This window comes from Segniliparus rugosus ATCC BAA-974, from assembly GCF_000185725.2.
Taxonomy (GTDB): domain Bacteria; phylum Actinomycetota; class Actinomycetes; order Mycobacteriales; family Mycobacteriaceae; genus Segniliparus; species Segniliparus rugosus.
In genome coordinates this window covers 878,816-892,212 of record NZ_KI391954.1, presented here as the reverse complement: position 1 = coordinate 892,212, position 13,397 = coordinate 878,816, and the positions used below count along the sequence as shown (strand labels likewise).

Annotated in this window: 8 protein-coding genes and 2 pseudogenes; 4 read left to right on the top strand and 6 right to left on the bottom strand. The window is 69.5% G+C overall.

Annotated features, from left to right (window positions below; genetic code table 11):
• Window positions 1-38: 38 nt before the first annotated feature.
• Together glgX and treY are read left to right on the top strand one after the other, a co-directional pair.
• Window positions 39-2,215 (top strand): annotated as a pseudogene (gene glgX, locus HMPREF9336_RS14075) (glycogen debranching protein GlgX).
• Between the two features lie 10 nt (window positions 2,216-2,225).
• Complete coding sequence (gene treY, locus HMPREF9336_RS14070; protein ID WP_007468145.1) at window positions 2,226-4,739, top strand: malto-oligosyltrehalose synthase; 2,514 nt, start codon at window positions 2,226-2,228, stop codon at window positions 4,737-4,739.
• Window positions 4,740-4,754: 15 nt separating this feature from the next.
• Here treY and HMPREF9336_RS14065 read toward each other — a convergent pair whose 3' ends face one another.
• On the bottom strand, window positions 4,755-6,020 hold the full coding sequence (locus tag HMPREF9336_RS14065; RefSeq protein ID WP_007468143.1) for an acetyl-CoA hydrolase/transferase family protein: 1,266 nt from the start codon (window positions 6,018-6,020) through the stop codon (window positions 4,755-4,757).
• A gap of 64 nt (window positions 6,021-6,084) precedes the next feature.
• Window positions 6,085-8,184 carry an acyltransferase family protein gene (locus tag HMPREF9336_RS14060; protein WP_007468141.1) on the bottom strand — a complete coding sequence of 700 codons (2,100 nt, stop codon included), beginning with the start codon at window positions 8,182-8,184 and terminating at the stop codon, window positions 6,085-6,087.
• A 201-nt stretch (window positions 8,185-8,385) separates the two neighbouring features.
• Here HMPREF9336_RS14060 and HMPREF9336_RS14055 point away from each other — a divergent pair, with 201 nt between their 5' ends.
• Complete coding sequence (locus HMPREF9336_RS14055) at window positions 8,386-9,321, top strand: DMT family transporter (RefSeq protein WP_007468139.1); 936 nt, start codon at window positions 8,386-8,388, stop codon at window positions 9,319-9,321.
• A 23-nt stretch (window positions 9,322-9,344) separates the two neighbouring features.
• On the opposite strand, the gene HMPREF9336_RS14050 is transcribed toward HMPREF9336_RS14055, so the two are convergent.
• The 3 genes from HMPREF9336_RS14050 to HMPREF9336_RS14040 all read right to left on the bottom strand — a co-directional run bounded on the left by HMPREF9336_RS14050 (window position 9,345) and on the right by HMPREF9336_RS14040 (window position 12,501).
• The gene (locus tag HMPREF9336_RS14050; protein ID WP_007468138.1) at window positions 9,345-10,511 is read right to left on the bottom strand and encodes a GTP-binding protein; all 1,167 of its coding nucleotides are present in this window, start codon (window positions 10,509-10,511) and stop codon (window positions 9,345-9,347) included.
• 218 nt (window positions 10,512-10,729) lie between these two features.
• Complete coding sequence (locus HMPREF9336_RS14045; RefSeq protein WP_021030731.1) at window positions 10,730-12,190, bottom strand: PPE family protein; 1,461 nt, start codon at window positions 12,188-12,190, stop codon at window positions 10,730-10,732.
• Between the two features lie 2 nt (window positions 12,191-12,192).
• Window positions 12,193-12,501 carry a PE family protein gene (locus tag HMPREF9336_RS14040; RefSeq protein ID WP_021030730.1) on the bottom strand — a complete coding sequence of 103 codons (309 nt, stop codon included), beginning with the start codon at window positions 12,499-12,501 and terminating at the stop codon, window positions 12,193-12,195.
• Window positions 12,502-12,608: 107 nt separating this feature from the next.
• Between HMPREF9336_RS14040 and HMPREF9336_RS19360 the strand changes: the two are divergent.
• Window positions 12,609-12,785 (top strand): annotated as a pseudogene (locus HMPREF9336_RS19360) (imine reductase family protein); the annotation flags it as partial.
• A 108-nt stretch (window positions 12,786-12,893) separates the two neighbouring features.
• Here HMPREF9336_RS19360 and HMPREF9336_RS14035 read toward each other — a convergent pair.
• Window positions 12,894-13,367, bottom strand: coding sequence for a hypothetical protein (locus HMPREF9336_RS14035; protein WP_007468134.1), 474 nt, complete (start codon window positions 13,365-13,367; stop codon window positions 12,894-12,896).
• Window positions 13,368-13,397: the final 30 nt, after the last annotated feature.

The following is a 13,397-nucleotide window of genomic DNA, read 5'->3' as shown; positions in this document are numbered from 1 at the left end:
GTGGCGGCGGAGGGCGGGCCGCGATAAGGTCGAGCACAATGACCGACCCGCAATCCGCCTCGCCGCCCGCCCCAGCCAACGAGCCCTCCGCCCCGCCGCAGGGCTCGTTGCGCGAGGGCGTCGTCCAGTCCCTCACCTCAGCCGACCTTCGGCTCTGGCCCGGCACCCCCTACCCGCTCGGAGCGACGTTCGACGGCGTCGGCACGAACTTCTCGCTCTTCACCGAGGTGGCGGAGCGGGTGGAGCTCTGCCTCATCGCCCCTGACGGCGGCGAGACCAGGGTGCCGCTCGAAGAGGTCGACGCCTACGTCTGGCACACCTACCTCCCCGAGGTGGGGCCCGGACAGCGCTACGCCTATCGCGTCCATGGCCGCTTCCAGCCGGACCAAGGCTTCCGCTGCGACCCGACCAAGCTCTTGCTCGACCCGTACGGGAAGGCGTTCGACCCGGACGGCTTGAAGGGCAGCCCCGCCGGCGCGGGGAGCGACCACACGATGACCTGCGTGGTGATCAACCCGTTCTTCGACTGGTCCACCGACCATCCGCCGAACCGGCCGTACCACGAGACGGTGATCTACGAGGCGCACGTCAAGGGCCTGACCCAGACCCACCCCAAAGTCCCCGAGAACCTGCGCGGCACGTACGCGGGGGTGGCGCACCCCGCGATCATCGACCATTTGACCGAACTCGGCGTCACCGCCATCGAGCTCATGCCGGTGCACCAGTTCCTCCAAGACGGGTTCCTGCTCGACAAGGGCCTGTCCAACTACTGGGGCTACAACACCATCGGCTTCCTCGCCCCGCACGCCGCGTACGCCGCAGCCCGCAACCCGGAGAACGCCGTCGCCGAGTTCAAATCCATGGTGGCGGACCTGCATAAAGCGGGCATCGAGGTGATCCTCGACGTGGTGTACAACCACACCGCCGAAGGCAACCACAAAGGCCCGACCGTCAGCTTCCGGGGCATCGACAACGCCGCCTACTACCGGCTCTCGGACCAGGACAAGACGTACTACGTCGACTACACCGGCACCGGGAACAGCCTCAACGTCCGCCACCCGCACACCCTCCAGCTCATCATGGACTCCCTGCGCTACTGGGTCCTCGAGATGCACGTGGACGGCTTCCGGTTCGACCTCGCGTCCACCCTCGCCCGCGAGCTGCACGACGTTGACCGGCTCTCCGCCTTCTTCGACCTCGTCCAGCAGGATCCGGTGGTGAGCCAGGTCAAGCTGATCGCGGAGCCGTGGGACATCGGCGAGGGCGGCTACCAGGTCGGCAACTTCCCCGGCGTGTGGTCCGAATGGAACGGCCGCTACCGGGACACCGTGCGCGACTTCTGGCGCGGCGAGCCCTCGACCCTCGGCGAGTTCGCCTACCGGCTCACCGGATCCTCGGACCTCTACGCCACCACCGGGCGCAGGCCGGGCGCGAGCATCAACTTCGTCACCGCGCACGACGGGTTCACCCTCAACGACCTCGTCTCCTACAACGAGAAACACAACGAGGCGAACGGCGAGGACAACCGGGACGGCGAGAGCCACAACCGGTCCTGGAACTGCGGGGTCGAGGGCCCCACCGACGATCCGGAGATCCTGCAGCTGCGCGCGCGCCAGCGCCGCAACATCATCGCCACGCTGCTGCTGAGCCAAGGCACCCCGATGCTGCTGCATGGCGACGAGCTGGGCCGGACCCAGCACGGCAACAACAATGTGTACTGCCAGGACAACGAGATCTCCTGGATCGACTGGGCCTTCGCGGAGGAGAACGCGGAGCTCTTGGACTTCACCAAGCACGTCATCGCGCTGCGCAAGTCCCACCCGGTCTTCCGCCGCAGGCGGTTCTTCGCGGGCAGGCCGATCCGAGGCGGGGACCAGGAGCGCGACATCGCCTGGCTGACCCCGGACGGGAGGGAGATGACCGTGGAGGACTGGGACTCCGGCTTCGGGAAATCCCTGATGGTCTTCCTCAACGGCAACGCCATCCCCGAGCCGGACACCCGAGGCGAGCGGGTCGTGGACGACTCGTTCCTGCTCTGCTTCAACGCGCACTACGAGGCGCTCAAGTTCGCCGTGCCGGACAGCGGGTTCGGCAAGCAGTGGATGGCCGTGCTCGACACCTCCCGCCCGAGGGGCCGGGGCAGCTCACCGCGAACGAGGGCGACACCATCAACCTCGCCTCCCGCTCCCTGCTCGTGCTGCAGAAGGTGAAGTAGGAACAGCGCCATGGCACGGCAGATCACGAGCACTTACCGATTGCAATTGCGGCCCGAGTTCACATTCGCCGACGCCGCCGCGCTCCTGCCGTACCTCGACGAGCTGGGGGTGAGCCATCTCTACCTCTCCCCCGTCCTCACCGCGACCAAGGGCTCGGCGCACGGCTACGACGTGACCGACCCGACCACGGTGCGCGAGGAGCTCGGCGGCAGGCCCGGCCTCGAAGCGCTCGCCCGCCAAGCGCACGAGCTCGGCATGGGGCTGGTCGTCGACATCGTGCCCAACCACGTCGGCGTCGCGGTCCCGCATGAGAACCCGTGGTGGTGGGACGTGCTCGCCAACGGCAAGGGCTCCGCGTACGCGAAGTTCTTCGACATCGACTGGGACGAGGAGGACCGGTTCAACCTGCCGGTTCTCGGCTCGGCCCAGGACGTGCAGAAGCTCGAAGTCCTCGACGGGGAGCTGCGGTACTACGAGCACCGCTACCCCCTCGCGCAAGGCTCCGCCGAAGACGGCTCCCCCCAGGAGGTCCACGACCGCCAGCACTACCGCCTCGTGCCGTGGAACACCGACCGGGTCGGCTATCGGCGCTTCTTCAGCGTCAACGAGCTGGCCGGGCTGCGCCAAGAGGACCCCGACGTGTTCGCCGCCACCCACGCGCAGCTCAAATCCCTCCTGGACGACGGCCTTGTGGACGGGGTCCGGGTGGACCATCCGGACGGCCTCGCCGATCCGGCGGGCTACCTGCGCGCGCTGCGCGAGCTCGTCGGCCCGGACCGGTGGCTCGTCGTCGAGAAAATCCTGCACCACGACGAAGCGCTCGACCCGGTCCTTCCCGTGGACGGCACGACCGGCTACGACGCACTGCGCGAGGTGTGCGGGGTCTTCGTGCATCCGGGCGGCGAAGAGCCGCTCACCGAGCTGTCCGCGAGGGCCACCGGAGACCCAGGGGACGCGGCGGCGCTCGCCGCGTCGGCGCGGGAGGCCAAACGCGAGGCGGCTTCCGGGACGCTGCGCTCGGAGCTGCGCAGGCTGGTGCGCAGCGTCGTCGCCGAGACAGGAACGCCCGTCCCCTCCGAAGAGCTGGCCGAAGCCGTCGTCTCGACCATCGTCCGCCTCGACGTGTACCGGACCGACTACCCCTCGCTGCGCGGGAAGCTCGCCAAGGCGATCGCCAAGGCGCGCGACGACGCCCCCGAACTCGCTGCCGCGTTCGACGCGCTGGCCGAAGCGCTCGCCCGAGGCGGCGAGAGCGCGGTCCGGTTCCACCAGCTCTGCGGCCCGGTCATGGCCAAAGGAGTCGAGGACCGGCTCTTCTACCGCACCGCCCGGCTCACCGCCTTGCAAGAAGTGGGCGGGGCCCCGGAGCTGTTCGGCGTCCCGCTGGACGAGTTCCATATCCGCATGGCGACCCGCTCCGAGCGAGACCCGAGGACGATGACCGCCCTGTCCACGCACGACACCAAACGCGGCGAGGACGTGCGGGCCCGGCTCGCGCTGATCGCCGAGAGCCCGCTGTGGCGGCGGCTGGTGTACTTCGACGAAGGCATGCCGGGCCTCCCGACAGAGCACGCCGACCAGCCGGGGTACTTGTTCCCGTCCGGACACGACTTCTCCTCGGCGGCGGGCGGCGTGACCGGCTACCTCCTGTGGCAGGCGCTCTGGGGCGTCCTGCCCGCGCCGCCGCCGGTCCCCGCGCGCATGCGCGAGTTGGAGACGGCCCTGGCCCGGAGGAAAGACTCGACGCAGGACGAGCGGCAGGAAACCGCGCTGGCGGCGCTGCGCGAGGAGTACCGGACCGCGAGCGAGAGCTGGAACCGGCAGCTGGGCGAGCTGCCGGAAGACCTGTTCGGGCGCGTGCGCGACTACGCGCTCAAAGCGAACCGGGAGGCCGGGCTCAAGACCAGCTGGGCCAATCCGGACCTGCGCTTCGAGAACGACATCGACCACTGGCTGAACGCGGTGGCGCACTCCGGCTTCGGGGCGCTCATCCGGCTCTTCCGCTCCGAGCTGGCCGCCTCCGAGCGCGCGAACATCCTCGGGCAGAAGCTGATCCAGCTCACCTGCCCTGGGATCCCCGACGTGTACCAAGGGACGGAGTTCCCCGAGGACTCGCTCGTGGATCCGGACAACCGGCGGCTGGTGGACTACGCGGCGCGGACCGCCGCCCTCGCCGCAGGGTCCGTCGAGAAACAGCAGCTCGTGCGGGCCGCGCTCCGGCTGCGCCGGGAGCGCCCGGACTCTTTCGTCGGCGGCGGGTACTGGCCCGTGCCCGCGCACACCCCCCATCTGCTCGGTTTCGGGCGGGGGCCGAGCACGAGCGCGAAGCCCGACGTCATCGTGCTCGCCACGCGGTTCGCGACCTCGCTGGAGCAGCAAGGCGGGTGGCAGAACCAGGGTCTGGACCTCGGCGACACCCATTGGCAGAACCGGCTGGGCGGGAAACGCTGGACCGGGCTCGTCCCGTACGCCGAGCTGTTCGCCGACCGTCCGGTGGCGCTCTTGGCCGACGTCAAGCCCTGAGCCGACGAAGCCGGCTCAGAGCAGGCCGATCGCTTTCGCCTCGCGCGCCAGCTCGTCGCGGTGCTCGGGGGCCGCGATGGCGATGAGCGCCTTCGCGCGCTGCTGCAACGTCTTGCCCCGCAGCTTCGCGACCCCGTGCTCGGTGACCACGTGGTCCACCGTGTTCTTGAGCGTGGTGACCACGCTGCCCGGCGTGAGCTGGGCACGGATGCGGCTGCGCCCCGACGAGGTGGTCGAGTTCGTGACCAGGAAGGCCTGCCCGCCCTCGGAGTGCATCGCGCCCCTGGCGAAGTCGCCCTGGCCGCCGGAGGAGGACCAGTACTTCCCCGCCATGGTCTCGCTCGCCGCCTGCCCCATCAGATCCACCTCCGTGGTGCCGTTGATGGAGACCATATTGGGCTCTCCCCCGATCAGCCTCGGATCGTTGGTCTGGTCCACCGGGAGCATCAGCACGGCAGGGTTGTCGTCCAGCCAGTCGTAGAGCGCCCGCGAGCCCAGACAGAACGTCGTCACGTGCTTGCCCCGGTTGAACCGTTTGCGCGATCCGTTCGCGGCTCCGGACTGCACCAGCGACATCACCCCGTCGGAGAGCACCTCGGTGTGCACGCCGAGGTCGCGGTGGCCCGACAGCAGCTCCGCCACCTTGTTCGGGATCTTGCCGATGCCGAACTGCACGCACGCCCCGTTGGGCACCCGCTCTGCGATATGCCCTGCGATGGCGTGGTGGCGGGGGTCGTCCGCCACGATATGGCGCTCGTACAGGGGCCGGTCCACCTCGGTCCACCCCAGCACTTGGCTGATGTGGACCTGGTTCAGGCCGTGCGTGCGCGGCATCTGCCGGTTGGCCTCCAAAAAGAACGGGACCTCGCCGATGAGCGCCGCGCAGTAGTCCGCGTTCGTGCCGAGAGAGAAATAGCCGTGCTTGTCCGGCATGCTCGCCCCGGCGATCACCACGCCGTGGTTGGTGAACTCGCGCATCAGCCGGGGGATGTCCGAGAAGTGGTTCGGCATCAGCTCGCAGTGGCCGTCCCAGTACGCCTGCCGCGAGCCTGGGCCGAGATAGTAGTCCACGTGCCGCAGCCGGTCGCCGAACTCGCCCCGGATGTACGCCCGCTCCTTGTACGGGTCCATCCGGTGGATCCGCACGCCGGACAGCCGCTCGTTCCCCGCCTCCATCGCGTCGATCAGCGATTCCGGCTCGCCCGCGAGAATCGGCACGATGACGTCCATGCCGGGTTTGAGGAAGTCCAACAGCCGCTCGGGCGCAATAGAACCAATCATAGGATAAATATTAGCCCGATGGCTTCCGGGCCGACGCGTCGGCCCGGCCTTTCAACGCTCTTCGTCAGTGCTCTTCGGCGAGGGCCCCGTCGATCATCGACTCGATGATCGGCCGCATCGTGCTCACATACGTCCCGCTCAAATGGTTGTCGTCCATGTAGACGTACACATTGCCGACGATCGGCGGGCAGATCTCGCGGGCGCAGATGTAGTCGCTCAGATCCAGGAACGAGACGTTCGGCGGCACGTCGGGCATCGCGAGGTACGGGGCCTCGGATTTGAGCACGTCCGCGCGGGGGGTGTCGCACATCGCCGCGCCTCGGCCGTGGCTCTCCACGCACCTGGCCGGGGCGAAGGAGAACCGGGGGTTGTCCCGTATCGCGAGCACCCGGACGCCGTTGTCGTTCAGCCGCCGCCAGACGTCCACGAACCCTTGGGGGGTCTGCTCGGTGAGCCCGACCCGCGCGTCCCGCGTGCCATTGGTCAGCACAAGGTCGGGCTTCATCTCGAGCACCTCGTCGAGCGCGTCGGCGTTGTGCCGCACGCAGCGCTCGTCGCCCGCGACCGTCTCCGACCCGGTGGAGAACGGGCAGGCCCCCTTGCTGATGTCGATCAGCTCCCAGTTGCGCTCGCGCACGATCGCCTCGACGGCGGGGGTGAACTGCGTGACGTGCGAGTCCCCCACCAACGCGACCCGCAGCTGCGGATGTTCGTGCTCCGAGTCGCGCAGCACGCACACGTCGAGGTCCGGGTGCAGGACGGGCTTGGCGCAGTCGAACTTGTCCGAACTCGCGTAGTCCTTCGGCAGGTCCATCAGCGACGGGACTGGGACGTCCGGCTCGGAATCGTCCTCGGAGGTCGCCTCAAGCGCCAGCGCGCCCGGATGCCCCCCGTTGCGCGCGGCGGCGGCGAGCGCCGCGGCTTTGTGCGCCCCGATCCACTGCCAGCCCTGCGCGGCGACGAGCACCGCCACCAGCGCGGCCGTGCCGAACCGGTAGACCCCCCACCTGGCCCAGAGCCCGACCTCGGAGTCCCGCGCGGGCTGCTCCACGAAACGATGCGTCAGCACCGCCAACAGCGCCGACGCCCCGATGATGGCCGTGCCGCCCAAAAAGCCGGGGTTCTGCCGGTCCCACAGGATGAGCGAGAACACCAGCACCGGCCAGTGCCAGAGGTACAGGGGGTAGCTGATGTCTCCCACGTACCGCAGCGGGCGCGAGCCGAGCACCCGGTCGACGCCGTAGGCGCTGCCGCTCCGCCCTGCCACGACGATCGCCGCCGCGCAAAGCGTCGGCCACAACGCCACATAGCCGGGGAACTGGCTCGAAACCCTCAGCAGCAGGCCGCACAGCACCAAGGCGGCCACCGCCCCCCAGCCGACGACGACCTTGGCCCGCCGAGGGAGCGCCGGGGCGGACACGACGAACACCAGCAAGCCGCCGAGCGCGAACTCCCACACGCGCGTGAACGAGTTGAAATAGGCGACGCGCTGGTCGGCGGCGGTCAACCGCACCGACCAGATCAAAGAGCAGACGAACGCGACGACCAGCAGGAAGAACGCGGGAGCGTTGGGCGAGATCCGCAGCCGCCTGGCGGCCAACGCCACCGCGATGATCAGCAACGGCCACACGAAGTAGAGCTGGCCCTGGATCGACAGCGACCAGAAATGCTGCACCACGCTCGCCTCGTTGTGCTGCGCGAAGTAATCGGCGGAGTCAGCCGCCAGGCGCCAGTTCTCCAGGTACACCGCCGAAGCCATGACTTCCGCGATGGTCTGCTGCCACCGGCTCTCCGGGAGCACAAGGACGCCAGCGACGACGACCGCGCCAAGCACCAGCAAGGCGGCGGGGAAGAGCCGCTTGATGATTCGCGCCCAGAACCGGCGCAGGTCAACGCCTTTGCCGCCCGCGGCCTTCAACAGGCTGGCGGTGATGAAGAAGCCGGTGAGCACGAAAAACACGTCGACGCCGCCGGAAACCCTGCCGAGCCACACGTGGTAGAGCACGACCAGGCAGACCGCCAGGGCGCGCAGGCCTTGGATATCGGGGCGGAACTCAGCCCGCTCGCCCGGCTGCGGACCCGACCGGGCGACCAGACGCGCGAGCCGCGCGCCCGCCCTCGGGGCGGTGAGGGAAAGAGCTGGAAGTGCTAAGCCTCGCAACATCAATTTCCCGAAACCACCATCGCCAGGTCCTCTGCCTATGCTCTGCGGCGAATCCAATTTTCTCCGCATCCTGGTGATAAGAATAATGCAAAAGGCGTATCGTTCCAGCCTGCCGCGCGCGCAGCAGGCCGCCCGACTGCCCAGTTCGCGCCCGGAACGCTGTTCACGTCACCGTCATCAGGCACCGCCATACTGGTTCCGATGACCACGCGCACCGACGACGAGGCGGCCACGGCTCCGTCCGAAACCACACGGCCGGGCTCGCGAAGACAGCGCTTCGCCCTCCCCCCGATCCTCGTCGCCGCGCTCGGGCCGATCCAGTGGGGCGTCAATCCGCTGGTGGTCACCGAGCTCACCGTCCCCGGCCGCTTCATCCTGACCGCGCTCTGCTCCACGCTCCCGGTCGGGCTGGTCATGACCGCCGCGACCCGGTCCTTGCCGAGCGGCGCGTGGTGGTGGCGCTACCTGATCCTCTCGTGGTGCAACTTCGCCATCTCCACACCGCTCTTCTACTACGGCATGCAACACATGCCCGGCGGGATCGCGACGCTGCTCATCGCCACGCAACCGCTCTTCGCGATGCTCCTCTCCCTCCCGATCCTCGGAGTCCGCCCGACCAGAGCGCAGCTCTGCGCCGTCGCCGCCGGCATCGCCGGGGTGGGGTTGGTCGTGTTCAAAGGCCACGCGCGGATCGACCTCCTCGCCTCGGCCTTGCTGCTCTTCTCCGCCATGACCGCCGCGCTCGGGCTCGTCCTCACCAAACGCTGGTCGCCCCCGGTGTCCGCGATCCGGCACAACGGCTGGCAGCTGCTCCTGGCGGGCCTGACCCTCCTGCCGATGACGTTCTTCCTCGAAGGCTTCCCCGCGCACATCACCTGGCGCAACGTCCTCGGCTTCGCCATCATCGGCTTTGTGAGCAAATTGCTGGGATTCGCGGCCATGTTCCGCTCGGTCCCCACGATCGGAGCGACCTCGGCGGCCATCCTGACGCTGCTCACGCCGACTACCGCGTTCGTCCTCGGCTTCCTGTTCAAGGACGAGACCCTCGGAGCCCAGCAGTGGCTGGGCGTGGCGCTCGTGGTCGGAGCCGTCGTCCTCGCCGGGACGGGCGCCAGCTCGCGGCGGGCGCGACGGTAGAGGACCGGGGCACGCGCGGACGGTCAGTGCGCGTGCTGGTGCGTCGTGGAGTCGTACCACTCGGGGAACGGGTCCTCGTAGCGCAGCCACGCCTCCGGGCCAGCCGCGAACTCCTCGTCGGTGACCAGCGCCGCCCCGAGCAGCGCCCGCACGTTCGGCACGTCGAGCTTGACCCCGATGAAGACCAGCTCCTGGTGCGGTTCGAGCACCGTCTCCGCCCAGTACTGCGCGGGCTCGATCACAAGGTTCGGGCCGGCCTGCGACCACACCGCCGCGATGTTCGGCCTGCTCGCGATCCAGCAGAACCCCTTCGACCGCAAGACGCCGCGCAGATCGCGCAGAGCCGCCTGCAGCCGGAGCGGGTGGAACGGCCGGTCCGCCCGGAACACGCAGCTGCGGATGCCGTATTCCTCGGTCTCCGGGGTGTGCCCGCCCGCCAGCTCGTCCTCCCAGCCCTCGGAGAGCGCCGCGGCCTCCGGGTTGTAGCGCCCGGTGTCGAGCACTTCGCCGATCGGCACCTCGCCCCGCACGGTGCGAATGATCTTCGCGGTCGGGTTCATCCGGCGCAGCAGCGCTTCGAGCGCGTCCGCCACCTGGCCGCTCACCAGGTCGGTCTTGTTCAAGAGGATGACGTCGGCGAACTCCACCTGGTCCACCAGAAGATCAGCGATATTGCGCCCGTCCCCCTCGCCCGCCTCCAGGTCGCGGTCCGCGAGGGCTTCGCCGCGCCCGACCTCCTCCAAAAACGTCGCCGCGTCGACCACGGTGACCATCGTGTCGAGCTTGGCGATCTGGCTGAGCGAGAAACCGTCCTCGAACTCCCAGTCGAACGTGGCCGCGACCGGCATCGGCTCCGAGATCCCGGTCGACTCGATCAGCAGCTGGTCGAACCGACCCTCGCGGGCGAGCTTGCCGACCGATTCGATCAGATCCTCGCGCAACGTGCAGCAGATGCAGCCGTTGGTGAGCTCGACCAGCTTCTCCTCGGTCCGATCCAGGCTCCCCTGGCCCGCGACGAGCGCGGCGTCGATGTTCACCTCGCTCATATCGTTCACGATGACCGCGACCCTTCGCCCCTCCCGGTTCGAGAGGACGTGGTTGAGCAGCGTGGTCTTGCCCGCCCCGAGGAAACCGGAGAGAACCGTGACCGGGATGCGGGCGTCGTTGTCGGTGACTTGGGCTGTTGTCATGCCGACGAGTGTAACACCTTATTGAAAATGATTCTCAATAAGGTGTCGCGTCCGTCCCGCCAGCTCCTCGCCGCCCGAGGATCGCGCCGCGTCGTCCATGGCGGGCAGAAGGTCGGCTCCTGGCAGAGCATCGCCCGGACGAGAGACTCCGGGCAGGCCCCGTCGCGGCGTCCAGTTCAACCGTCCCCACCCTTCCCCGCAGGCCGCAGGGCTGCGCCCTACCCGTTCCAGGTTTGCGGCAGCATCGCGGCGGTCGGGGCATCGCCGAAGGAGCCCCGGTCGAGCCGGACCATGCCCGAGGCGGAGACGGGAGCGGCGGCTCCGGACGCGCCGATCTGTCCCGCGCCCTGTTCGCCCGCCGTGACGACCGGCTCCGGCTCAGCCCTCTCGGACAGGCTCATCCATTCGTCGTCCTCGAGGAACCGCATCCGGTATTGGCGGGCGCGGCGGCGACTGCTGGCCGTGCGCCCGTCCTTGTCCTGCGCGAGGATCGCGTCATTCGGCGCGCCCGCCGATCTGCGCGCCGCGCTTGAGGCTCCGCTGGAGCCCCGAGCCTGAGCCCACGCCGAAGCCGCCGCGACGGGCGGGAAGCCCTCGCCCCCGCTCGGGCCGCCCTGGATCGGAGCGTGCGCGGGTTGCGCGACATGGGCCGGGGTCGCGACGGAAGCCGGGGAGGCAGCGGACGCGGGCGAAGAGGCGGGAGCCTGCGCCGTCGGCGCGGGGGCAGCCGCGACGCCTGCCGCCGGAAGCGGGGCGGCCGGCCGCTTCGGGGCCGCGTCTTCCCCTGCGCCCTCCTCCGATGCCGCCGGAGCCTCGCCTTGCGGCAAGACCCCGGCCAGCCCGGCCAAGCCCGCCGCCCCCGGAGCCCCGAGCAGCGCGGCAGGGCTCAGCAGCGGCGCGAACGGAGCCCCGTAGATGACCGGGTCCAGCACCGCGTGCGAAACGATGTTGAACACCTGGCCGCCCAAGAAGGACGACATCGAGTTGACGATTTGTCCCACAACGTTCGCGAGGGGGGCCGGAAGGATCGAGTCGGCGAGGTCGCCGATTTTCTTGACGAACTCCTGCAGCTGTTTGTTGAGCCACTTCACCGGGTCGGTCGACCCGCCTTCCGGCGATTCGCCCGCGCCGCCGCCCTCGGCGGCGAGGACGCTCGGCGCGGGCGGGGTGGACGGCATCGTCGCGAGGTTCTGCTCCACGACCGACTGGTACGCCGTCATCGTCTCCCCGGCCTGGATCCACATCCGGACGTAGTCCGCCTCGTTCAACGCGATCGGGACCGTGTTGATCCCCAGAAAGTTCGTCGACTCCAGCAGCGCGTGCGCGGCGTGGTTCGCCGCGAGCTCGCCGAGGGTCGGCATGGCCGCCAGGGCCGCCGCGTACCCCGCCGCGACGTCCTCATACCGCGCCGAGGCTGCGACCGCCGTCGCCGCCGCTTCCCCGAGCCAGGCGAGGAACGGCTGGTAGGCGGCCACGAACCGATCTGCGGCCTCCCCCTCCCACAGGCCGGACCTGACCAGGCCCAGCTGCTCGGACAGTTGCGCCTGCGCGTCGACGTACTGCTCGGCGAGCGTCTGCATCTGCCCCGCCGCCGCCAAGAGCGAGCCGGGGCCGGGGCCCGCCGACAACAGCGAGGAATGCGTCTCTGGCGGGAACGCGAACCAGATCGGGGCCGACACGGTCAACCGATCTCGGCCACGTACCGGGCGACGGCGAGGGCGTCGCCCTCGCGGTAGCTCGCCGCCGCCTGCTCGACCCCGAGGCCGGAGCGCCCGAGCTCCTGCGAGCCGTCCGCCTCGACGGCCCGCTGCTGCGCGCCGTGCGCGGCCAGGCCCACGGCGGCCTCGACGGAGACCGGGTCCGCAGCGGGCGGGACGATCGCCGAGACGACGGAGCCCGCCTGCGCCTGAGCGGCGAGCAGCTGCGCGGTCACCGCCTCAATCGTGGCCGCGACGGCTTCTAGCCCTTCCGGGACAACGCGCAAGCCCATGGGCCGCTCCTTCCGTGCCGAGCCCCCGAACTCTGTTTTATAAGTTAGCCTAACCTATTCTTAGTAAGATAGCCTAACCTAATTCAAATGGGAAGAGGGTCGCGGACATCGGCGAGCGGCGCGACTTCGAGGAACACAAGGACATACAGGGGCGGACCGGCGCGCCGCGCTCTCTCGGAGCCGACCCCGCACTCGCCCAGATCATGCGCCAGGCGCGCCTCGACATGTTCCTCGCCGCGTTGGCGGGCATCGCCCATGCAACCGTTTTGGCCGGTTCCGCCGGGATCCCGCGCGAGCGTTCCTTCCGGAGGCGATGCGGCCGAAGCTCCGAGGGATGGGGCAGGACTGTCGAGGTCATCCCCCGTCCCGCGCCGGATCAGCCCCGAGCGGGGCTAGCCGCCCAGTTGCTTCCGATCGGGCACGTACCCGCACTCCTTGCCGAGGGCCGCGAACTCGTCCCCGTCTTTCTCCCTGTCCTCCGCGTCTTTTTTCTCGTCCTCCGAGGGCTTTTTCACGATGCCGCCGGGGGTCTCGTCCGTGCCGAACTCGCCGAACGCGTCGGACATCCTCCGGAGCAGCTCCGCGACATGCGGGTCGGGCGTCTTGTCCGCTGCGGCGCGGGCGGCCTCCCCCGCCTTGCGGTAATGGCCGAGTATCTCTTGCGCCGGGTCGTAGCCCGGCGGGAAGCTCGGGCTGGGGCCTGGGTCGATGCCCTTCCCCGTGGCGACCGCGGCGGCCACGATCTCGTCGATCACCGGCTTGATCGCCTGGCAGGTCGCGGGGTCTGGATCAGCGGAGGCCGGGGCGGGCAGGCCCGCCGCAACACAGAGCACGCCCGCGAGGGCAAGTTTTCGAACGACAGACACGGCAGTCTCCTCATAGTCCGGGCCGACCGC

What these genes read in the sequence shown, in the direction of transcription:
- HMPREF9336_RS14040 (WP_021030730.1), bottom strand. Translation starts at nt 12,501, where the DNA reads ATGGGCTTGCGCGTTGTCCCGGAAGGGCTAGAAGCCGTCGCGGCCACG.
- HMPREF9336_RS14065 (WP_007468143.1), bottom strand. Translation starts at nt 6,020, where the DNA reads ATGATTGGTTCTATTGCGCCCGAGCGGCTGTTGGACTTCCTCAAACCC.
- treY (WP_007468145.1), top strand. Translation starts at nt 2,226, where the DNA reads ATGGCACGGCAGATCACGAGCACTTACCGATTGCAATTGCGGCCCGAG.
- HMPREF9336_RS14055 (WP_007468139.1), top strand. Translation starts at nt 8,386, where the DNA reads ATGACCACGCGCACCGACGACGAGGCGGCCACGGCTCCGTCCGAAACC.
- HMPREF9336_RS14060 (WP_007468141.1), bottom strand. Translation starts at nt 8,184, where the DNA reads ATGTTGCGAGGCTTAGCACTTCCAGCTCTTTCCCTCACCGCCCCGAGG.
- HMPREF9336_RS14050 (WP_007468138.1), bottom strand. Translation starts at nt 10,511, where the DNA reads ATGACAACAGCCCAAGTCACCGACAACGACGCCCGCATCCCGGTCACG.